Annotated in this window: 23 protein-coding genes and 1 pseudogene; 16 read left to right on the top strand and 8 right to left on the bottom strand. The window is 30.4% G+C overall.

Translation table 11 applies throughout. The features are described from left to right. The first annotated feature begins 346 nt into the window (after window positions 1-346). From DN392_RS16615 to DN392_RS16600, 4 genes are all read left to right on the top strand, one after another. A complete protein-coding gene (locus DN392_RS16615; protein WP_000338007.1) occupies window positions 347-652 on the top strand; it encodes a PadR family transcriptional regulator in 306 nt (101 codons plus the stop codon). Beyond that, window positions 649-1,161 carry a DUF1700 domain-containing protein gene (locus tag DN392_RS16610; RefSeq protein ID WP_131233727.1) on the top strand — a complete coding sequence of 171 codons (513 nt, stop codon included), beginning with the start codon at window positions 649-651 and terminating at the stop codon, window positions 1,159-1,161. The genes DN392_RS16615 and DN392_RS16610 overlap by 4 nt, the downstream gene beginning before the upstream one ends. Then, a complete protein-coding gene (locus tag DN392_RS16605) occupies window positions 1,161-2,612 on the top strand; it encodes a serine hydrolase domain-containing protein (protein WP_071742507.1) in 1,452 nt (483 codons plus the stop codon). Before DN392_RS16610 ends, DN392_RS16605 begins: the two co-directional genes overlap by 1 nt. 115 nt (window positions 2,613-2,727) lie before the next feature. Further along, on the top strand, window positions 2,728-3,537 hold the full coding sequence (locus DN392_RS16600; protein WP_149238076.1) for a MerR family transcriptional regulator: 810 nt from the start codon (window positions 2,728-2,730) through the stop codon (window positions 3,535-3,537). 47 nt (window positions 3,538-3,584) lie between these two features. Here the strand turns inward: DN392_RS16600 and DN392_RS16595 are convergent, their stop codons facing one another. Together DN392_RS16595 and DN392_RS16590 are read right to left on the bottom strand one after the other, a co-directional pair. Continuing rightward, a complete protein-coding gene (locus tag DN392_RS16595) occupies window positions 3,585-4,241 on the bottom strand; it encodes a hypothetical protein (protein WP_242686725.1) in 657 nt (218 codons plus the stop codon). A 17-nt stretch (window positions 4,242-4,258) separates the two neighbouring features. After that, on the bottom strand, window positions 4,259-5,485 hold the full coding sequence (locus DN392_RS16590; RefSeq protein WP_071742500.1) for an MFS transporter: 1,227 nt from the start codon (window positions 5,483-5,485) through the stop codon (window positions 4,259-4,261). Window positions 5,486-5,921: 436 nt separating this feature from the next. Between DN392_RS16590 and DN392_RS16585 the strand changes: the two genes are divergently transcribed. Genes DN392_RS16585 through DN392_RS16575 form a run of 3 tightly spaced genes read left to right on the top strand, consistent with a single transcriptional unit; the run spans window position 5,922 to window position 7,833 of the window. Continuing rightward, entirely contained in the window at window positions 5,922-6,785 is an 864-nt protein-coding gene (locus DN392_RS16585) for a serine/threonine protein kinase (RefSeq protein ID WP_088321608.1), read from the top strand. Window positions 6,786-6,831: 46 nt separating this feature from the next. Further along, window positions 6,832-7,584, top strand: coding sequence for a class I SAM-dependent methyltransferase (locus DN392_RS16580; protein WP_071742498.1), 753 nt, complete (start codon window positions 6,832-6,834; stop codon window positions 7,582-7,584). A 45-nt stretch (window positions 7,585-7,629) separates the two neighbouring features. Beyond that, complete coding sequence (locus DN392_RS16575) at window positions 7,630-7,833, top strand: hypothetical protein (protein ID WP_000334476.1); 204 nt, start codon at window positions 7,630-7,632, stop codon at window positions 7,831-7,833. 75 nt (window positions 7,834-7,908) lie between these two features. Here DN392_RS16575 and DN392_RS16570 read toward each other — a convergent pair whose 3' ends face one another. Next, window positions 7,909-8,352, bottom strand: a complete 444-nt coding sequence (locus DN392_RS16570) for a carboxymuconolactone decarboxylase family protein (RefSeq protein ID WP_064056255.1) — start codon at window positions 8,350-8,352, stop codon at window positions 7,909-7,911. Window positions 8,353-8,527: 175 nt separating this feature from the next. On the opposite strand from DN392_RS16570, the gene DN392_RS16565 reads away from it, so the two are divergent. Then, window positions 8,528-9,328: a VOC family protein gene (locus DN392_RS16565; protein ID WP_048566363.1), complete on the top strand. Its 801-nt coding sequence runs from the start codon at window positions 8,528-8,530 to the stop codon at window positions 9,326-9,328. Between the two features lie 38 nt (window positions 9,329-9,366). Here the strand turns inward: DN392_RS16565 and DN392_RS16560 are convergent, their stop codons facing one another. Continuing rightward, on the bottom strand, window positions 9,367-9,774 hold the full coding sequence (locus tag DN392_RS16560) for a tautomerase family protein (protein WP_001117406.1): 408 nt from the start codon (window positions 9,772-9,774) through the stop codon (window positions 9,367-9,369). Window positions 9,775-9,884: 110 nt separating this feature from the next. Between DN392_RS16560 and DN392_RS16555 the strand changes: the two genes are divergently transcribed. Then, window positions 9,885-10,757 carry a LysR family transcriptional regulator gene (locus tag DN392_RS16555; protein ID WP_061672017.1) on the top strand — a complete coding sequence of 291 codons (873 nt, stop codon included), beginning with the start codon at window positions 9,885-9,887 and terminating at the stop codon, window positions 10,755-10,757. A 148-nt stretch (window positions 10,758-10,905) separates the two neighbouring features. Next, complete coding sequence (locus DN392_RS16550) at window positions 10,906-11,655, top strand: aminoglycoside phosphotransferase family protein (protein WP_061672016.1); 750 nt, start codon at window positions 10,906-10,908, stop codon at window positions 11,653-11,655. Window positions 11,656-11,743: 88 nt separating this feature from the next. Here the strand turns inward: DN392_RS16550 and DN392_RS16545 are convergent, their stop codons facing one another. Continuing rightward, window positions 11,744-12,691: a phosphotransferase enzyme family protein gene (locus tag DN392_RS16545; RefSeq protein WP_088321609.1), complete on the bottom strand. Its 948-nt coding sequence runs from the start codon at window positions 12,689-12,691 to the stop codon at window positions 11,744-11,746. 189 nt (window positions 12,692-12,880) lie between these two features. On the opposite strand from DN392_RS16545, the pseudogene DN392_RS16540 reads away from it, so the two are divergent. Then, a pseudogene (locus DN392_RS16540) lies at window positions 12,881-13,970 on the top strand (helix-turn-helix domain-containing protein). A gap of 14 nt (window positions 13,971-13,984) precedes the next feature. On the opposite strand, the gene DN392_RS16535 reads toward DN392_RS16540, so the two are convergent. Together DN392_RS16535 and DN392_RS16530 are read right to left on the bottom strand one after the other, a co-directional pair. Beyond that, window positions 13,985-15,676, bottom strand: a complete 1,692-nt coding sequence (locus DN392_RS16535; RefSeq protein WP_064449391.1) for a M3 family oligoendopeptidase — start codon at window positions 15,674-15,676, stop codon at window positions 13,985-13,987. Between the two features lie 17 nt (window positions 15,677-15,693). Further along, window positions 15,694-16,632, bottom strand: coding sequence for a DMT family transporter (locus tag DN392_RS16530; RefSeq protein WP_000779454.1), 939 nt, complete (start codon window positions 16,630-16,632; stop codon window positions 15,694-15,696). A gap of 127 nt (window positions 16,633-16,759) precedes the next feature. Between DN392_RS16530 and DN392_RS16525 the strand changes: the two genes are divergently transcribed. The 3 genes from DN392_RS16525 (at window position 16,760) to DN392_RS16515 (ending at window position 18,878) form a co-directional block, all read left to right on the top strand. Beyond that, the gene (locus DN392_RS16525) at window positions 16,760-18,130 is read left to right on the top strand and encodes an aminotransferase-like domain-containing protein (RefSeq protein WP_000280139.1); all 1,371 of its coding nucleotides are present in this window, start codon (window positions 16,760-16,762) and stop codon (window positions 18,128-18,130) included. Window positions 18,131-18,150: 20 nt separating this feature from the next. Then, window positions 18,151-18,498, top strand: a complete 348-nt coding sequence (locus DN392_RS16520) for a hypothetical protein (RefSeq protein WP_001253113.1) — start codon at window positions 18,151-18,153, stop codon at window positions 18,496-18,498. Window positions 18,499-18,674: 176 nt separating this feature from the next. Next, the gene (locus DN392_RS16515) at window positions 18,675-18,878 is read left to right on the top strand and encodes a hypothetical protein (protein ID WP_000290978.1); all 204 of its coding nucleotides are present in this window, start codon (window positions 18,675-18,677) and stop codon (window positions 18,876-18,878) included. Between the two features lie 27 nt (window positions 18,879-18,905). Here DN392_RS16515 and DN392_RS30840 read toward each other — a convergent pair whose 3' ends face one another. Beyond that, window positions 18,906-19,148, bottom strand: a complete 243-nt coding sequence (locus DN392_RS30840; protein WP_046955964.1) for a hypothetical protein — start codon at window positions 19,146-19,148, stop codon at window positions 18,906-18,908. 111 nt (window positions 19,149-19,259) lie between these two features. Here DN392_RS30840 and DN392_RS16505 point away from each other — a divergent pair, with 111 nt between their 5' ends. Both DN392_RS16505 and DN392_RS30425 read left to right on the top strand, forming a co-directional pair. Then, window positions 19,260-20,186, top strand: a complete 927-nt coding sequence (locus DN392_RS16505; RefSeq protein ID WP_000437352.1) for a zinc-binding dehydrogenase — start codon at window positions 19,260-19,262, stop codon at window positions 20,184-20,186. Window positions 20,187-20,403: 217 nt separating this feature from the next. Next, window positions 20,404-20,556, top strand: a complete 153-nt coding sequence (locus DN392_RS30425; protein WP_000344139.1) for a hypothetical protein — start codon at window positions 20,404-20,406, stop codon at window positions 20,554-20,556. The last annotated feature ends 76 nt before the right edge of the window (window positions 20,557-20,632 follow it).

The raw sequence follows: 20,632 nt of genomic DNA, 5'->3' as shown, positions 1-20,632 counted from the left end.
AGTATTACAAGGTAATGAAAGAAGATCCAATTTCTTAATGTGAAAATTAAGGAATTGGATTTTTTAGTATTTTTATGCCCCGTATACTACATTTCCAACTAAAATAAGATATAGGAGAGAAAGAAAAATAAAAGGGACAAACAGTTGATATATTATGTAATTATTATATTATAAAGTGATTGTTATGGGTAGAAACAGTTCGCAAGTAATATCTTTTTTGCTTATAATATCTTCGTTCTGTTGTCTGATTTTTTGGGTTTAACAGAAATATATACTTGAATGAAGTATATATTTCTGTTAAATTTATCCTATGGACAGAACAAGTTTAATTAAAGGTCATTTAGAAATGTGTGTATTATCTATTTTGTCGAAAAAGAAAAGTTATGGTTATGAGATTATGAAAGAACTTGAAGTAAACAATTTAAAATTGAAAGGAGTAGGAAGTATTTACCCCATATTAACTAAGTTGAAAAATCAAGAGTGGGTTAATACTTATCAAGTAGTAACAGACAGTGGTAAAGTTAGGATTTATTATGAAATTAATGAAAACGGAAAAATACGTCTTGAGAAGAAAATTAATGAGTGGTTAGAATTGCAATCAGATATTCAAACATTATTAAAAAGCGGTTTGAAAGGAGACCTTCTGAAATGAGGAATAGATTAATAGGTAAAGAAAAGCAATTTTTAACAGACGTACTTAAGGAATTACAGCAATACGATATAAGTTTAGAAGAAAGGGAAAATATTAAGCGACAAATATTAGAACATATTCAAGAATGTCGCGAACATGGTGAAGATAGTATAGATGATTTAGGTACACCTCAATTATTTGTTCAAGATTATTTAGAAATAAATGAGATTGATTTACAAGTTAAAATGAAACAACTTAAAAATGAAAAGGGGAAATTAAACACATCTATCTTACGCGGCATATTCATCGCAATTATTACTTACTTCATCTCGCAAACTACATTTACAATATTTTTAACTCAATCATTTAATCCAACTAATAGTAAAAATACATTTCAGTATAATCTTTTATATCGTATTTCAGAAAATCAATGGTGGAATTCATTATTAATAACGATTAGTTTTATGCTCTCTGTAGTAGTATTTATTAGTTTAGTAAGTTATAAAAAACGAAAGCTGTCTAAAGCATAATGAAGAATACGATCTATAAAATGTCTCTAATTTATATTCTTTGTAATGTATTAATGTTATATATTACAGATTCAAAAGTTTATGCTCAGCAAAATATTAAAATTGCATTAGATAAGTATATTGAAAAATTTATAAAGGAGCAGAACATTCCAGGAGCTTCTGTTGCAATTGTACATAATAAAGATGTATTTTTCACAAAAACGATGGGGATTACTGGAGAATCTGAAAAAAAGGTAACTAGTAAAACCCCATTTGCAATCGGCTCAATAAGTAAATCTTTAACAGCTTTAGCTATAGTAAAATTAATAGAAGATAAAAAAATAAAATTAGAGGATCCAGTTCAACGGTATCTTCCTTGGTTTCAACTTAAAGATTCTCAAATATCCTCAACTATAACAATCCAACATCTACTAACTCATACAAGCGGAATCAGTACATATGAGGGCTTAGCATTATCAGATAAACAATCCAAAAATTCTACAGCATTACAAGAAAATGTAATGAAACTTTCAAATGTAAAATTAACTGCTCCACCAGGTGAAAAATATCAATATAGTAATGCAAATTATATTATATTAGGTGCACTTATTGACGAAGTCACAAATGAGACATATTCATCATATATGGAAAAGTGTATTTTTCAGCCATTAAATATGAATGGCGCGGCAGCAAGTAAAGAAACTGCATATGAAAAAGGTTATTTAACAGGTTATCAGTCGTGGTTTGGCATACCAAGAAAAAGTATAGTGTCCTATGATAATGCAGGGGCACCGTATGGCTATATTACTGCAAATTTAGAAGATATGATTCAATATATTATGTTTTTGAATCGCCAAGAGCACACTCAATTTTTAAAGAAAGAAAACATAGACCTTTATCTATCATCACTTTATAAAATTAATTCAGAAAAAAGTTATGGTTTTGGATTAAGAACAACAAATATAAATAAAGGTGACAAGATGATTTGGCATTCAGGATCAACTCCCGATGCTCGTGCAGAAATATTTATTTTAAATAAAAGTGGCTGGAGTGGTGTGATTTTAACGAATAAAAATCATGTATTAGAAGAGCTAGCATTATCAGTGTTGAAGAATGGGATTATTAGTATTTTGAATGGAAAAGAACCCATTGATTCCCCTAAAAACATACCATTTACACAAAGTGTTATGTCGATAGTTATATTCGTGCTTTTCATTACATCAATTATGTTAATTAAAAAATATAAGCATAAGAAAACTGTTAAAAAACTAAATTGGTTATTCGTAGGAAATCTATTTCTACTAGTATCTATTATTTTCATCCCAATTCTTACTTATAGTACAAGCTCACCATGGCGTACGATTAAAATATTTGCGGCAGATGTGGCCTTCCTTACAAGTATTATAGTAATTTTATTAGCTATGAACGGATTAATATCAATCTTTATAGCCTTAAGAAGGAAAAGGGTATAAAGGTAAATAATTAAAGAAATATAATTTAAGCGTTATAAACAGTTGACTCTCACACGATGTCATTGTTTAAGATGAAGTTGAGCTTCGAAGTAGATGTAATTTATAGGAGGAAAATATGTTTAAAATAGGGGATTTTTCAAAACTATCTTCCATTAGTATTCGTATGTTGAGGCACTACGATAAAGTGGAATTATTACAACCAGTAAAAGTCGATGAACAAAGTGGTTATCGATACTATGCAGCAGCCCAATTAAAGAAAGTAAATCAAATTCAAACGTTAAAAGATATGGGGTTTAATATTGCTACTATTAAAGAAATAATAGAGAGCGAAAATATGGAAGTAATAAAATCAAAATTTGAAAATCGTAGTGCACAAATAAATAATGAGATGGATGACCTCCAAAAACAATTACGTCTTCTCGAAGCCTCAATGAAAATGATGGGAGAGGATGTTATTGGGATGAACTATCATGTTTCAATAAAAGAAATTCCAGAAAGAAATGTAGCTAGTGTTAGAAAGATTATTCCATCGTATAATTGCGAAGGGGATGTATGGAGTATATTAATGCAAGAAATTCATATGAAAAATATTAGTATTGCTCATCCGAGTTATAGTATTGCGGTTTTCCATGATCGTGAATACAAAGAAAATGATGTAGATGTAGAAATACAGCTAAGTATTCTAGGTAAGTATAAAAATACAAAAGACGTTACATTTAAAAATGTTGAATCAACTAATGTAGCTTCTATAACGGTTAATGGAAGTTATGCACAGATGACAGCTGTAAATGAGGCTGCAGCAAAATGGATTGAAACGGAAGGTTACGAAATAGCAGGCCCGATGTTTAATATTTATCATGTGAGCCCAGCTATGGAAGCGGATCCTAGTAAGTGGGTTACAGAAGTTTGTTATCCAGTTAAATGATGATAAAGAAAAAAGGCATTAATTATATGCCTTTTTTCTTTATCAACTTATCCGTAAATATTAAGAGAAATTACTTCTTGATTCGATTCGTCAACTACTAGCACAATTTCATTTGCAAATGTACAAAATGAGCGGAGTGTAATGGAATCCTTTAATGACGCTTTTAAAAACCAACCTGTTGGTACTAAAGAAATGCAACCCTCTTTTTGAAAGAATGAATGTTTGAGGAAATATGCTATTTCTTGAGTTTCTTTTAAGAACATCGGATCAATGCAATCGAATAATACAGAATAATATTTTAATGTTCTTCTACCGACAATTCTATTAAAAGAACAACTTCGGTATAAATCAGGCACTACGGGATATATACCGTTAGTTAGAAGTGCTTTTAAAGTTTGTTTTGATTCTTCCTTTAAACCTATCATGAAAATTTCATGTAATTCATTATTAATAAAAACTTGTTTCACATCTTTATAATGAGGGATTAATTCATTTTTAACTATATTTAAAGTAATGTCATTTGTAATGGGAAAGGACGTATAAACGTCCTCTTCAAGTATGACATCCATGCCACTGAAAAATTGGCAAATTGGACTGAGAGAAGTATTTGAAGATACAGGAGGTGCCTTTTCTATATAAAAATCTTCATTTATAGTAGGTGCTGGATATTTTTTCTCTTCCATTTCAATTAACCAATTATACATAATTATCTTTCCTTCCATCATAGCTTTCGTATCGGACTATATAGTGCAATAAAAACTTCAAGTAGCTTCGTGAAAGCAGCTAAAGCAAATACAAGTACTGGATTATAGGCTGAAATAATACCTCCTACTAATGCCCCGAGTGGCATCGCTAATCGTGTAAGTACACGTGAAAATCCTAAAACCCTTCCTTGCATATTTGATGGAACTGTTTCCTGGCGAACTGTGGCTACAATTGTATTCCATGCAATATTGCAAGTCATTGCAATACCGAAAGCAATGCCAGGAGCAAACCAATATGTACTCCAAAGTGCGAAAGTTAAGCCAATTGCTCCAGCCAATAGGAGTAAAGGAATTAGAAGGCCGCGCTGCAATCTCTTTTCTAAAGGAACTGCAATCAAGCTTCCTAAAATCCCACCTATACCAATTAATGAATAATTAAACCCACTTTGTTCCGAGGTAAGTTGCAATGTGGATAATAAATAATACATGAATACACCTAAAACCGCACTTGCTCCAAAGTTTCCAATCATAGCTTGAAAAGATAAAGCTAAATTTAAGCGATCATTTTTGAGCCATTTAAATCCATTAACCAAATCAGCTAGTACATTTTGAAGTGCATTTTTATCTTCGCATTTTTTGTTTACGGTTTTCATAGATGGTAATAATATCACAGCAACTAATGTTGCAATAAATGAAAGAACATTGATCCAAAGCACTTGAAAGCCTCCAATAAAAGATATGAAAATCCCAGCTATCATTGGACCAAACAAACTAGCCAATTGATTGATCATTTGATAGAAAGAATTAGCCTTTGTTAATGATGCTCCTGCGATGTGTGGAATGACTGTAACAGTTGTTACATCAAAAAACATAGACATAACTGCTAAGATAAAAGTAATTACGTATAAATGCCAGATTTCTAATAGATGTAATGTATATAGAATGGGAACAAGACTTACTAAAATAATATTGGTAATATCGGCTATCCAAAGTAACTTTTTTCGATCGTATCGATCAATTATTACACCAACTAAAGGGCCAAATAAAACAATTGGCAATACATTAATAGCAAATAAAGAACTCATAATTACAGCTGAACTGGTTAATTGATAGGCAATCCAAGGAAGCGCAAAAGTATACAGTGAATCCCCGATTCGTGAAATGAGCAAACCAAAAATGAAAATCTTGAATTCTTTAGAGAAAGTTGTTTTTACGGTATTTCTTCGTTCTTGTATAAGTTTCACACTGCTTATCCCACCTTTATTATAGAGGAATTTGAAAATTATCCGTCCAATACTTGTTATATATAGAATTCTGTAATTTTTTGGTGAATCCTACTTTTTAGAGGCATTTTAAGGAGAAAATGAAAAAACAGTCTGTCCTGTATTAAATAGTATATGTAGTTGGGGAGAGAGGTAGATTATACACATAAATAAACCATAAAATTATTATGTAAACTATTTGTGCGTATGAAATATATTTTCCTTATAATTTGGATTTTATAATATATAATAGAAAGTAAGAATATTTTGGTAGTTATTGAATGAAATTAAGGGCCTTTATTTGAAAGGAGTGATGTTTTATGAACAAACATAAGAAAACAAAGTATAAGGTAAAAATAATTTGAGTATGCGTATCATGCCTCTATAAACTACGTTCGCTCAAAGCTAGGAGCAGCGTATGATAAATATTAGAATAGGAAAAAATCAATACCCAATAACATTAGCTGAGGAACATAATTTTGATTGGTTAAAGGGTGTAGAAGTATTTACTGTTTTTGATCAGCAAGATTCAGGAAATATTAGCTTTGGTATTATTGAAAATGGATATCGTTACTTTTTGAAGTATGCCGGTGCACGTAATTTAGAGTACAAAGGTAATTTAGAGGATGCAATCCAACGATTAATGAAAGCAAAAGAAGTATATGAACAAATTCAACATCCTTTACTAGTTCCATATATTAATTGTATTCAAATGCAAAATGGGTTTTGTTTAAAGTTTCATTGGATAGATGGGGAATGCATGCACAATCATTGGGACTTTACTCCGTTTGAAAAGCACCATTCACCAAATTCACCTTTTGTTAAGTTAAGACAATTAGCCGTGACGGAGAGACTTAACATATTGACTCAGATTTTTGAGTTTGCAACCTATGTGGAGTCACTAGGCTATGTCATGATTGATTTTTATGACGGTAGTATTTTATATAATTTCGAGCAATCAAAACTGACGATTTGTGATATTGATTTCTTTCAAAAAACACCTGTATTCAATGAAATTGGGAAAGATTTTTGGGGGACAGCTCGCTTCAAAGCACCGGAGGAATATGAACTGCATGCACAAATTACAAGCGAAACGAATGTGTACGTATTAGCTGGAATTACTTTTGCCTTTATTGGCGGAAAAAGTGATAAAAGCTATGAAAAATGGGAGAGCACACAAGAATTATATAATATATGTACAAAAGCGTTGCATAAAGAAAAAAGTAAAAGATATCGCACTGTTCAAGCGTTTTATGAAGCTTGGATTACAAATATAGAATAAATAATTCATTTTAATTTATATGTATCAACAAAGGGGAACACATAAAATGAACGAATTAGAGTACAAAAACTTTTATGATAAAGTAGGAAGATTAAATGGATGGGATTTTAGTAAAATAAAATGTGAAACTGTAGGAGATTCATGGGACTTTTATAGAGAGATAAAAGAAAGATGCAAACCATCACATATTTTACTTGATGTTGGTACAGGCGGAGGAGAAAATATACTTAACATAGCATCTTCGGCTAAATTGTTAATTGGAGTAGATAATTCTACCGGAATGATTGAAACAGCACATTCTAACTTGAAAAAATCAGGTTTACAAAATGTTGAGTTTCTTCAAATGGATTCTGAAGCTTTAGCGTTTCCACATGTACATTTTGATATAGCTTCAAGTTGTCATGCACCATTTGCAGCATCCGAATTAGCAAAAGTAATGAAAAAAGGTGCTCTGTTTTTAACACAACAAGTTAGCGAACATGATAAATTGAACCTGAAAGAGGCATTTGGAAGAGGACAATGCTTAGGCGAAAGAGATGGAACTTTAAAAGAAAAGTATATGGGTGAACTTATAAATGCAGGATTTGAACTCGTGCAAGTAAGTGAATATAATGTTACTGATTATTACAGTTCGCCTGAAGATCTTATTTTCTTGTTAAAACATACACCTATTATTCCCAGATTTGGAGAAGAGGAAGAGGATTTTACTATTTTACAAAATTTCATTAACACAAATAGTTCTGAAAAAGGGATTGGTACAAATTCAAAAAGGTTTATGATTATTGCTGTAAAATTATAATATGTTATAAAGTAAAAGCTGCTTTTCTTTAAGAAAAGCAGCTTTTTGTGCGGGAAAGAAGTTTATACAAAATGGTCTCCATTTAATATAATATTAATTCGTGCTTCAGTAACAGAAAATTGGGATGGATATAGAGGTAAGGCAGCGAGTATTTTTATACAGAGAACAAGTACGACAGTAAAATTAATCCCAGATTCTAAGCATTTTTATTGGGATTATCCAGAAGTAATAGTAGTAGAAATAAGGTAACACTGGCAAAGTCAACCTTTTTGAATTATATGTAATAAAGAAATAATGTATAGAGTAAGTAAGTTGCTTAGAGTGCTATTTTTTAGCCGGTGTATTTCCCATCGCGATAGAAATTTTATTCCAACTATTAATTTGATTAATAATCAAGATAAGGTCAATATATTGTTTTTCATCATAATGTTCGCATACTCGTTTATATAGGGAATCAGGAACTCTTTTAGTAGGAATTAGTGTAATATGCTCGGCTAGTTCAATAGCGAGTTTTTCTTCTGCTGTATAAAAAGTACATTCATCCCAAGTACTTAAGCAATAAATTCTTTGTTCAGTCTCTCCCATTTTTCGTGCATCAGATGTATGTAAATCTAAGCAGTAAGCACAGCCATTGATCTGAGAAACTCTAATTTTAATAAGTTCTCTAATCGTGCGATTAATCGTAGATTGCTTTGTGTACTTTTCCATGTCCATCATAATTTTCATAGCGTCAGGTGCAGCTTCATAGTAGGAAATTCTTTGAGTCACAATACAACACTCCTTTTAGTTTAAGATATGTGGCATTAGCCGAAAATGTTAACTTAACTGTTCTAATACAAAAGTATTAGTTTGTTAATTAAAGTTTCAATCTCCAGGTGGATTTTTCCTGTTAGTTTTTGAAATACAATACTAATAAATATAATGAATTTGGAGGTTAATTATAATGATTACACATATATCAGATATAAAACTACAAACGGTTTCCATAGAAGGGGTAAAACAAGTTTATAAGGACATATTATCTTTTCCAATAAAAAAAGAAACAGCATCATTTATTCAATTTGAAGTCACACCGTATACAACAATTAGTTTTCAAGAAGTATACGAACCAATTGCACCTGCGCATTTCGCTTTTGAGATTCCATATTCAAAATTTCATGAAACAGCAAGATGGCTTGAAAAGTCTGGGTTACTTATAGTGAAATGGAAAGATGGAAATACAATTGGTGAAGAGAATGGCCTATTCAATTTATATTTTAAAGACGGTGATGGAAATCTTCTCGAAATTATCGCACATAGTTATGTTAAAGAAGATGTATTAGTACCGCAGTCTCCTTTAAACATTTTATATGTAAGGGAAATCGGTCTTCCTGTTAAAAGTGTACCTGTATTTACAGAATGGTTGAAATCAAATCTAAATTTGAAAACGATGGAAGATGGGGATATTTTCAACTTTGTAGTTGGTGGAACTGCATATATTGTTGCGACTTGGTGGCAGCGACCTTGGATTCCAATTGCGATGAAAGCATTACCACCGAAAGTACACGTTACTTTCGGAACACCAGATCTTGTATTTTTACAGCAAATCCAAAATAATTTTAAGAAAAATAGTGTTCCATATGAATGTAAACATAATGAAGTATTTTTTATTGAGCAGGGATATGCATTTACTCTCTTGTATACACAAGAGTTTCATTCTGATATTCCTAATCAATTAAACTTACCACTTTCTATATCATTATAGAGAGCGGTAAGTTTAATTTTGTTATTAGAAATGAAAAATTAGTTATTATGTTGATTTAACATTTGAGCTATTCCTTGACCGAATGACCAATTCTCTATAGGTGTCTCATGTAGTGTAATGAAAACATCAGCAGTAGAGATTTGTAATATATTAGCTGTAATAGTGGCTATAGCTTTATATAAATCCTTTTTTTGATTAATTGTTCTTCCTGGTCCACACGTAATAGAAACATAAATCATATTGTTGGATCGTTTTATTGAACCTTCTAAAAGGTAAGATGAATTATAAAAAAGTTGATGAGAAGGATAAGGTAAAAACATTTGAAAATAATCATTTTCGGGAATATTGAAATGTTCAATTAACGAATGGTGAATTTGTTTACTTACATTTTTTAATAACTTATTATCGGATAATTTTTCAGGATGATAAACAGTGACAAATGGCATAATATAGCACTCCTTTTCTTTTGATTTCATTTTACTTCCAATACTTCCATTTGTATAATTGAAAATATATTAACTTATTATCAATAAGACCGATGAAGATGGTGTTTGAAATGGAAATGAAAGAATTACTTACATTTAAAAAAATTATTGAAGAAGGAACGTTTTCACAAGCTGCTAAACAATTAAACTATGCACAATCAACAGTTACAGCACATATAAAAAAGCTGGAAAGTGAAATTGGTTTTCTTTTGTTTGAAAGAGGATGGGATGCAAGATTAACAGAAGAAGGAAAACTTTTTGCAGAAGAAGTAGAAAATTTATTAACTCATTGGGAATATTCCATTTCTCAAGCTCAACGAATTAGTAATGAAGAGAAAGGGAGTTTGAGAATAGGCCTATTAGAATCTGTTTCTAAAAGGTTAATACCGATAATATTAAAGTTTTTAAATGCTGAAAAACCATATATACATTGTGATTTTGTAGTAGGAAATACAGCACTTTTATCAGAAATGATAGACCATAATAAGATTGATTTTGCCGTGTGTGGAAATAATGAAAATATATCAAATGTAAAATTTATTGTTATATGTGATGAACAAATTGAATTTATAGTGAATAATCCCGAGCATCCTTTGTTACAAAAAGAATTTGTTGAAGTATTTGATATTGTAGATTATCCCGTTATTGTAGGTGAAAGTAATTGTTATTCCTATCAATCTGTAAGTTCTCTCCTAGCGGAAAATAATTTATCTTTTAAAAGAATTTACAATTGTAGTGCATTAAATCTCATTCCAGAAATGCTTTTTGGGAATACGATTGGAATTATCCCGAAAGGTACAATTTTGAATGAAGAAGTACTATCTTTTAAGGTTAAGGGGTTTAATTCTAAAATTCCGATTGGTATATTAATTTCTTCTAAAAATAAAAATTATTTAAGTCATACGAAGCAAAAAATTATGAATGTCATTAAAGAAGTCTTATAAATATGCGGAAATATAAATGCTATTTTCAATACGTATTTTTTCCTTATCATTTTAAAGGTCTTTGTAATGATAAGGTTTAGATGAGTAGAAGGATATACAGTAGTTAAAGTGAATTAAACTAAAGGTATTAGGGATAGGAGGGGAAAACTTGGATTTAGGTGAGCCGATAGCTAAAGGAAATACTGCTAACATATATCTTTATGAAAATAAAGTAATTAAATTATTCAAGGAATATCTTACTGATACAGAGTCTATGAATGAAGCAAAAAAACAAAAATATGCTTATTCATGTGGACTACCAGTTCCAAATGTATTTGAAGTGACAAAGGTACAAGCTAGACAGGCAATTATTATGGAATATGTAAAAGGAGAAAGTATTGGGGATCTCCTGCTAAACAATCTAAATGAAGCAGAGCATTACATAAATATTTGTGTCAATGAGCAAAAAAAGATTCATGCTATACGTGTGAACATAGATGAAATAGAATCAATGAGAGGAAGGTTAGAGCCACAAATTAAATCTGTTTATAAATTGGATGAACAACAAAAGGAAAATATATTGAATAAGTTAGCTTCAATTAAATTTGAACCTAGATTATGTCATGGGGATTTCCATCCGTTTAATCTAATTTTGAGTAATAAGAACGTGAATATTATAGATTGGGTAGATGCTAGTTCAGGTGACATTCGCGCAGATGTGTTTCGTACCTATTTATTGTATGCACAGGCTTCTATAGAATTAGCAGAAATGTATTTACAAATATATTGCAGTAATACTGATCTAACAAGAGATGAGATCTTTCAATGGGCTCCTATTATTATTGCAGCTAGATTTTCTGAGAAAGTATCTCCGCAAAATGAAGTGTATTTAAATATATTATTGAAGCAGTATTTATAAGTAATAAAACAAAGGTTGTTTAGTAGATAATTAATAAATAAATGCTATTGTTTAACTAAAGTTTCCTTGTAGTTAAACAATAGCATTTTTAAACATTGATATAGGTATATTTATTTTCGATCTTCATCCTATAAAGGTTCATTATTCGTACTTGTTCCTCAGTTAATTCTTCTTTATCCCAATACATATGCATTAAGCTATATTCAAAAATCTCCTTTAATTTTATAAACAATGGAAACTTGTCTATCATCTCTTTTGGGAGTTCATTTTCTTCTTGATATCCTTCAAATAGTGCATTTGTAATAGAATGCTCATAGTCAACGATATTCCCATTTCCAGCAAATGAATATTCTATCGCACTATAAATAGGAACTGCTAAATCAAATATGTAAAAATGTTTTTCACAGTCTTGAAAATCAATCATTGTTAAGTTTGAATTGTTTTCAACTAAAATGTTTTCTAACCATAAATCACCGTGAATTAAGCCGTAATTTGAAGTGGATTTTTGTAGCTTTTTTATAGAAGTTAAAACGTCAGATGCAATTTCTCTTATAGTAGTTTCTTCTTTAGGGATATACTTAAGAAAATTATACTCTTCATTTTCATACCAATCGTTTATATGTTTAACCGGTTTAGTCTGTTCAAAACTTTTAGAAATACAATGTAATTTTCCAATTTGTTTACCAAGCTTTCTAAATATATTAGAATTCCATTCGTACCTTGGTAAATGTATGCCAGGCGTAGCTTTATATAATACAGCAAAAATCTCTTTGTCTAATGTTAACTTTTCTACTAAATTCCCATTAAGAGAATGTATGATTGGAGGAACTGCTAAACCATTTTCATATAAAAAGTTCGTATATGTAACTTCTTCTAACTGTTCTTCATATGTTTTGTAGTTTGTAATTCTAATGAAGTATGTACCTAGTTCTGTAAGACATTGATACATTTCATTCGTTATTGGTTTAATGTTAATAAAATTTAACGAATATTGTCCATTTATTAATTGAAGTATTTCTTTTTCTAGCTCGTTCATTGTAACATCCTTTCCAAACTTTAATTTTTTACTTGAGAACTAAAAGACTCTTAATTTACAACATTCGTGTTTTATTTTTGATATCCTTTAAAATGAAGCGATGTAATGAATGGCCCATGTTATAAAACACAAGAAGTATCAAAAGAAAGTAATGAACATCTTTTATAATGCTTAATAAGGGGGGAGTAAATGAATGAACATATACAGAAGATGATTGATTGGATTGAGAGCAATTTAAAAGAAGAATTTTCATTAAATGAATTATCGTGTTATATGGGTTATTCTCCGTATTACTGTTCTTTTAGATTTCACCAAGTAACAGGCATTAGTATTAGACGTTATATTCTTTTGAGAAGATTGTATTTATCTACGGGGGAGTTGACGAATGATAGAAAGATAATAGATATTGCATTGGATTATGATTATTCTTCGCAAGAGGCTTATAGTAGAGCTTTCAAAAATGTTTTTTGGAATGAATCCAAGAGAATTCCAACTTAACAAAATGCCTGTTCAGTCATTTATTAAACTAAAAATAGAGGGGGAGTTTAAAATGAACGTTTCTAGAAAATTAGAGGTTGAGCAGTTACGAAATGCAAAAAGAGAGCTGTTTGATAAAGATGTACTAAACATATTAAATGGTCAAATGATGTATGAAGAATTTAAAAATGAAAAGCTAATGGGTGATTCTGAATATGCACCATTTAATGAGGCAATGTGTGTGAACCTGGCTACTACACAAGTTTTTAATGAAGAGTTTATTAAAACAAGAGCAGAAGGTCATAACAGTTCAATAGAATGTTATACAAAAAAGGTTATAGACCCTTTAGAAAACCTTTTTACGAAAAATTATAAATGCATTGTTTTATGGTTTGGTGAAGATATGTTTTGTCAAATGAATCTACTCACCGTACTTTCATATCTGGAACAGTCTTGTTATGAAGGGAAAGTATACTTAAATAGTTTCAGAGAAGATGAATTTAAAGTAAGTCAACTTGAACTGGAATTAGGAAATTATTCTTCTGTATATAATGATGTGTTAGTAAATCACAAAAAAACGTCTCAAAAGTTACCACCTGTATTGTATCGAGCTATAGATTTATATTTAAATATGTTAAAAGAAGATAATATCGTAGTGAAATTCATCTCTAAAAATCAAGGTTTATCAAATCAAGAATTATTAACAAAATTGTTTCAACTTTTTCCAACAATCGGATACGGTGATTCTCAGTACATAGAACTAATAAATAAAATAAAGAAGGAAGCTGAACCTAAAATATAGGAACAGCTTCCTTCTTACAATTGTTCAAGTAACGCTAATTCGCCCTCTACAAATAACATGAGTTCTTTAATTGTTTCGCCAGAAAAATCAAAACGAATACCGGCTGCTTCATATACTTCAGTTAAAGATCTAGAGCTACCTAATGATAAAGCTTTTTTATAATTTTCTATTGCTTGTTTAGGATTCTCTTTATATTGTTTATACATTTGCAGCGCACCAAGTTGTGCGATAGCATATTCGATGTAATAGAATGGTATTTCGAATATGTGTAATACAGGTAACCAGCCAGTTGCGATCCAATTTTCATACCCTTCAATATTTACGACGTTCGATTGGTAAGTGTTATGTAATTCTAAATACTTTGCATTTCTTTCTTTAGCAGTATGATTAGGATTCTCATACATCCAATGTTGGAATTGATCAACGATAAGCATTTGTGGTAAGTACTTAACAATATCTATAAAGAAATCTAATTTTGCTTTTATAAATTCTTCTGTATTCTCATAAAATGTATCCCAATACTCCATCGAAAATAATTCCATTGTCATGCTAGCGAGTTCTGCTGATTCAGAAGGGATTTCCAAATATTTTTGAAGTTCTAACTGCTTCATACATTCATTATGAATACTATGACCCATTTCATGGAGGAAAGTAGTAACATCATAATGTGTATGATTGAGATTCATGAAAACGAAAGATAATCGAGAAGCAGGTAAATATTCGCAAAATCCTCCTGGACCTTTTCCTTTACGACTTTCTAAATCTAAGCAATTATTTTTATGCATCCGGTCCAGTAATGTTGAAAATTCAGGATCTAGCTTGTGTAAAATATGAGAACTTTTTTCGATTAATTCACTCGCGTCTTCGATAGGTTTTAAGGCTTTTTGATTTGGAGCGGTTGCTTTTAGATCCCATGGACGAAGACTATCTACTTGAAGTTCAGATGTTTTCTCATTAAATATTTTATCGATAAGTGGTACTACGTATTTACGAATAGATTCAGCAAGCTCATAGCAATCATCAGGCGTATAATCAAAACGTTCATGTTTTTTAAACATATAATCGCGATAATTATCTAATTGAATATTTTTTGCTTTTTGATGACGGATTACGATTAATTCATTTAATATATGTTGTAATGTATCTTCAACAGATAAAAATGTTTCAGAAATGAGCGTTTTTGCTTTTTTTCGTATATGACGATCCGGATCTTGTAAGTAAGACTGTAGTTCGGTAATTGTCTTTTCTTCACCGTTCCATAGCGCAGTTAAACCACCTGTAATTTCAAAGTACTCGGTTACTAATTTGTCTTCGCTTATTTCTAAATCAATGTTCTTTTCACAAAATAATGTTTGCGCATTCTTTATTTTTTTATCTAGTAAGCTATACGTTTTTGGATCAAGTTCCATTCGAAAAGGTGACTCTAAATATTTATTATCAAATGCATTTTGATAACGTTTCAAAAGAGGTCTCACAAATTGTTGATCATATTCAAAAGTAGCTTTTATTTCTTTATTATCTGTACTACATTGAAAGGCGATATAGTGCGATCTTAATTGTTCTTCAATTTCCCAAATGAATGTAGATTCTTTTTTTAACCAGTTTTCAAGCTCTAGTTTTGAAGAAATCACTTCATTTAATAAAGTAGAAAGAGTATTTTCCAATTCTAGAACGTTACTAATATCAATCGTATTTACACGTTGCAATATATATCCCTCACTTTTTATTTTCTTAAGGAAGTATTCTTCTTCTTTACTACAATCCCTTTTTTTCCTAAGAAGTTTGTGCCCACTACTCCAAGAACAATCAAAATTGTTCCGATGATGTGATAGTATGCGATTTGTTCATGTAAGAATACAACACCCGCGATAATTGTAATAAGTGTAGATAAGTTGCTGAAAACACTTATTTTAGCTGCTTCAATATAAGATAAGGAATAGTTTAATAGCAATGCCGTCAGCAAGGACGATAGTAACCCTAAATATAAAATAGAGATAAGAAATGTTCCATTCGTAAAAGGTTTAAAGTATACCGTTATTGTACCTTTACTTATATGGCTGGCGATTGCGATTAAATTAAAGCTAATAAAGCCGATTACTGTCATAGTGTAAGTTAAATCCATTAGTTTGAATTCCTTCGTCATTTTTCGAGCTAACACATTATAGAAAGCAGATGATAATGCCGATAGCAAAATAAGAATAACACCTATGAAACTAGTTTCATGAGTCCCTATACCATTCATGATAAATATATAAATGACACCGATGACAGAAATGAGTACAGATATTTTTTGCCATGTATTTGTATACTCTTTTAAAAAATAGGAAGCTAACATCATCGTAAATATAGGAATCGCCGCTTGTATAATTCCCGCCTCAGAGGAACTTGTATACACTAAGCCAAAAGCTTGAAAAGCAAAAAAAAGTGCTGGATAAAAAAACGCAATTGGTAAAAGAGAAAGTATGTTTTTTAATGATATATTTAACTTTACGAATCCAAAAATAATCGGAATATTTGCTGCTATGAAAGCAACTGTAAAACGATGAGCCAGAGTATCAAGAGGGCTTGTAATGGTTAGTGTTAGTTTCACGAATAAAAAGGAAAATCCAATAATAAATGAATAGAGTAAAGCTGATAAATATGCCTTTGTTGTAAGTTTCATAATTTCACCTCATAGTAACTGATTTTTTACTGGCCAGTATACGTACATATTAATCTTTCTGATCTAGTGCTACAATGTGAATAAATACAAACTGTACCGGTACAAAATAAGCGTAAGAGGTGTCATAATGTATAAGTATTTACATGTTTTAAATGATTTAGAAAATATGATTCAATATGGAGAGATAAAAGAAGGAAAGAAATTACCGTCTATACGGTCACTCGTTATGCAATATAAATGTAATAAGGCAACAGTTATACGTGCACTTCACGAATTAGAAAAGCGTCATATTATTTATTCCGTGCCTCAGAGTGGATACTACGTTGTTAAAAAATCAGGGAGTACCATTGAAAGTAACGAGATAATTGACTTTGCCTCTTCAGCACCAGATCCAGATGTTTTTCCATATTTAGATTTTCAACATTGTATTAATAAAGCCATTGATACATATAAAAATGACTTGTTCGTATATGGAACGCCGAAAGGTTTACCGTCTTTAATTCCGGTCATTCAAAAACAACTAGCAAATTATCAAGTCTTCACTAAAGAAGAAAATATTTTTATAACGTCAGGTGTACAACAAGCGCTAGCTATACTAACTTCTATACCATTTCCAAATGAGAATGAAACGATATTAATTGAACAGCCAACATATCATCTATATATTGAGTATCTAGAAATAAATAAAATTCCTGTAATCGGTATTAAACGTACAAATGAAGGTATTGACTTAAATGAATTGGAACGTATTTTTCGAACAGGTAAAATAAAATTCTTTTATACAATACCAAGATATCATCATCCGCTTGGAACTTCTTATTCAAAAGACGAGAAAGAAAAGATCGTGTTATTGGCTAAGAAATATAATGTATTTATAGTGGAAGATGATTATTTAGCAGATTTAGAAACAGATTCAAAAACAGATCCGTTATATAACTTGGATAATTGTAATCATGTAATATATTTGAAAAGTTACTCTAAGATTATTTTTCCAGGTTTACGGGTTGGAGTTGCGGTCATTCCGCCATCCATCGCAAATGATTTCCATACATATAAAAAGATATTAGATATTGATAGTCCGATGATTTCTCAGGCGGCTTTAGAAATTTATATAAAGAGTGGTATGTTTGAACGTCATAAAAATAAAATTAAATCTTCCTACTATAATAGATCAATAAAATTAGCGGAAACATTAAAAAAAGTGCAAAATGAAAATCCATCATTATTTGCATATAATAGACAAAACACATTGGGAATACACACTTGTTTAGAAATACAAAAAAACATAGCTATAGAAACTTTCATAAAAACATTAAGAGAAAATCAAATAAGTATCGATTCAGTTGATAGAAATTATTTAAATGATTTTCATAAAGAAAAGTTGCTAAAGTTAAACGTATCGAATGTAAAAGAAGATAAAATTGAAGAAGGTATTCGTAAAGTAATTGAGGAAATCAAACAATCAGGACAGTTGAATTTTCAGTTTAGAAAAGAATAATTTGAATTAGGAGGTTTGTTGTGAGACGCAAAATAATTCTCTTGTTTGTGTGTATCGCTATAATAATTGGAACTATCGTTGTGACTAAATATTATAAAAAAGATGATCAATGCATTGCGGTTGGTAAGTATTCAAGAGGTATTATCGTAGATCAAAATAACGAACCTATATCTAATGTGAAAATTTATGAAGATTCTATTGAAAGTAAGGAACGCAGCATTTCAAATGCACAAGGTGAATTTGAAATACCACATGGTGTTTGTGGTGAGGTTGTATTACAATTTGTTACTCCAGATGGTGAAATCTATACGAGGAAATATGATAGCAAGCATATACCGGAAGTGATAGAACTGAGTTATAAAAGGTAAGAGAAATTACATGAAATCATTTCAAGGAATAAGTTTAAAATTAATATTTTTTAGAGCACTCAATAGCTGAGTGCTCTTTTTATTTAGGACATAAGTAATTTAAATGGAAATAAACTACCAATAAATGATAACCTTAAAGTGTAGCATTTATTTTGAATAGGAGGGTGATGGAGTCTATGGCAGTACGTTTAGTCGATGATTTACAACAATTATCGTTGTTACTAATGTTTTTATGTACATTTATATTTTACAGATATTTAAAAAAGGTAAGACAAGAGAGAAAATTGACTGGTTTTGAATGGACAATGTATTTTGTCACTCAATTTGCGACAGTAATTTGGACAATTACTTATTTTATTAAATTCTTAGCTGAATCGTAATTTCTATTCAATTAATCTAGTTTACTGTTATCTATTAGGGATATAAATATAGCCTGTATCTAAATCAATGACGACATCGCTCATGAAGTTATCTTGTAGTAACTTTGGAATTTTTTCATAATGATAACGTACACAAAATAAGTTTAGAAGGTCCTCATTAGATATCTGTTTGTTTTTGACATTTAAATACATTAGTGTTAACTCGTCAAGAGAACAAGTAAGGCCAATAACATACTCATTTATTCTATATCCATCAAATTCAATTATCATATTATCACTGTTGGGTGCTAGCCAACGTTATAGCTTAAATTTTAGTTGAATCTATTATACATTGTTTGAAATTTTGTGAGAATATATTTTTATAAAATGTGAGGGTTATAAATGGAACAAAATAAATTAGTTTTAAAGGGACCAAAACGGCTTAAGTGGGAAACGCGCGAAATTAAGTCTATACAGGATGATGAAATTATCGTTAAAACAATTGCAGGTGCAATAAGTATTGGAGCAGAGTTACCACAGTATAAAGAATCGGATGTTACAGATACAAATCCTATCTATCCAAGAAAAACTGGTTATGAAAGTTATGGGGAAGTTATTCAAGTTGGTAATAAAGTAACAAATTTAAACGTAGGTGATAGAGTAGTTTCTTTTTATGGACATGAAACGATAGGAATAGTTAAGGGGGATAAAGTAATTCGAGTGCCTAGTTATATAACACCTAAAGTTGCTTTATTATCTATTCTTTCGTGTGATGCTGCTAAAGGAGTATTAAAACTAAATCTGCGACAGGATGAAAAAGTACTTATAACTGGAATGGGAGTTATTGGTTTACTCGCTTGTTATTTTTTAAAATACTATGTAGGTGTTAAGCATGTAGATGTTGTTGAACCTAATAAAAATAGAAGAGATTTTGCAAAGAAATTTGGTGCGAAAAACATATATGAATCAGAAGAACAAATAATAGAAACATATAATTACGGTTTCGAATGTTCTGCTACAAATAGTGGGTTTCACACATTACAAAAGGCTATTAATAGTAATGGAGAAATATGTATTCTTTCTGATGGTAATATAGAAGACCTAACATTAACCGCTGACTTTTATCGAAAAGAATTGCAAATCATTGGTTCAAGTGACGGATATGATTATCAAAAACATGCAGATTGGTTTTTTAATCAAATAGAACAGACGCCATGGATAGAAGAGATTTTTCAACATGAAATTCACTATAATGCTCTTGAAAAATGTTTTGAGGAATTAAGTGAGCGGATAATTACTCCTTTAAAAGTATTTGTCTCATATGAATAAAATGACCACGTACTTGTCACGTAGCTCACATATATTTCGTCACTAATATGATAACAAAATGAGGAGTAGCATGTACGGGGATTTTTATTGGGTACAACGGGTTGCGTAAACAGAGAAGGGTTGTTGCTCTTTCATTATGTACAAATTGTATATTATCTTTCTCAATGTACATATTAAGTAAAGTGTTTAATATCATGTACATAAAAGGCGGGGTAATATGGATGAAAATAAGAAAAATGAAGAATTGAGTAAATTTAAGAAACAATGGTTTAATGAAGATAATCAACCAGTAGCTTTACCGCCTGATATAGGCAGCATGTTAGACTCCAAATCAGTTGATGATAAAAGTGGAGAGAGTAATAATGAATAAGTTTAATCTATGCATCCATGTGGGTGCTTTTTATTTTTTTGACAATGGAAGATGGATCATCAAACCCTTATTGAAA

Origin of the sequence: Bacillus sp. BB51/4, from assembly GCF_008368845.1 — a bacterium.
Classification (GTDB): domain Bacteria; phylum Bacillota; class Bacilli; order Bacillales; family Bacillaceae_G; genus Bacillus_A; species Bacillus_A wiedmannii.
The sequence above is the reverse complement of the archived record's forward strand: the minus strand, read 5'-3'. Positions and strand labels throughout refer to the sequence as shown.

What these genes read in the sequence shown, in the direction of transcription:
- DN392_RS16580 (WP_071742498.1), top strand. Translation starts at nt 6,832, where the DNA reads ATGAACGAATTAGAGTACAAAAACTTTTATGATAAAGTAGGAAGATTA.
- DN392_RS30425 (WP_000344139.1), top strand. Translation starts at nt 20,404, where the DNA reads ATGGATGAAAATAAGAAAAATGAAGAATTGAGTAAATTTAAGAAACAA.
- DN392_RS16605 (WP_071742507.1), top strand. Translation starts at nt 1,161, where the DNA reads ATGAAGAATACGATCTATAAAATGTCTCTAATTTATATTCTTTGTAAT.
- DN392_RS16615 (WP_000338007.1), top strand. Translation starts at nt 347, where the DNA reads ATGTGTGTATTATCTATTTTGTCGAAAAAGAAAAGTTATGGTTATGAG.
- DN392_RS16610 (WP_131233727.1), top strand. Translation starts at nt 649, where the DNA reads ATGAGGAATAGATTAATAGGTAAAGAAAAGCAATTTTTAACAGACGTA.
- DN392_RS30840 (WP_046955964.1), bottom strand. Translation starts at nt 19,148, where the DNA reads ATGATAATTGAATTTGATGGATATAGAATAAATGAGTATGTTATTGGC.
- DN392_RS16515 (WP_000290978.1), top strand. Translation starts at nt 18,675, where the DNA reads ATGGCAGTACGTTTAGTCGATGATTTACAACAATTATCGTTGTTACTA.
- DN392_RS16505 (WP_000437352.1), top strand. Translation starts at nt 19,260, where the DNA reads ATGGAACAAAATAAATTAGTTTTAAAGGGACCAAAACGGCTTAAGTGG.
- DN392_RS16600 (WP_149238076.1), top strand. Translation starts at nt 2,728, where the DNA reads ATGTTTAAAATAGGGGATTTTTCAAAACTATCTTCCATTAGTATTCGT.
- DN392_RS16595 (WP_242686725.1), bottom strand. Translation starts at nt 4,241, where the DNA reads ATGTATAATTGGTTAATTGAAATGGAAGAGAAAAAATATCCAGCACCT.
- DN392_RS16565 (WP_048566363.1), top strand. Translation starts at nt 8,528, where the DNA reads ATGATTACACATATATCAGATATAAAACTACAAACGGTTTCCATAGAA.
- DN392_RS16530 (WP_000779454.1), bottom strand. Translation starts at nt 16,632, where the DNA reads ATGAAACTTACAACAAAGGCATATTTATCAGCTTTACTCTATTCATTT.
- DN392_RS16545 (WP_088321609.1), bottom strand. Translation starts at nt 12,691, where the DNA reads ATGAACGAGCTAGAAAAAGAAATACTTCAATTAATAAATGGACAATAT.
- DN392_RS16525 (WP_000280139.1), top strand. Translation starts at nt 16,760, where the DNA reads ATGTATAAGTATTTACATGTTTTAAATGATTTAGAAAATATGATTCAA.
- DN392_RS16555 (WP_061672017.1), top strand. Translation starts at nt 9,885, where the DNA reads ATGGAAATGAAAGAATTACTTACATTTAAAAAAATTATTGAAGAAGGA.
- DN392_RS16585 (WP_088321608.1), top strand. Translation starts at nt 5,922, where the DNA reads ATGATAAATATTAGAATAGGAAAAAATCAATACCCAATAACATTAGCT.
- DN392_RS16560 (WP_001117406.1), bottom strand. Translation starts at nt 9,774, where the DNA reads ATGCCATTTGTCACTGTTTATCATCCTGAAAAATTATCCGATAATAAG.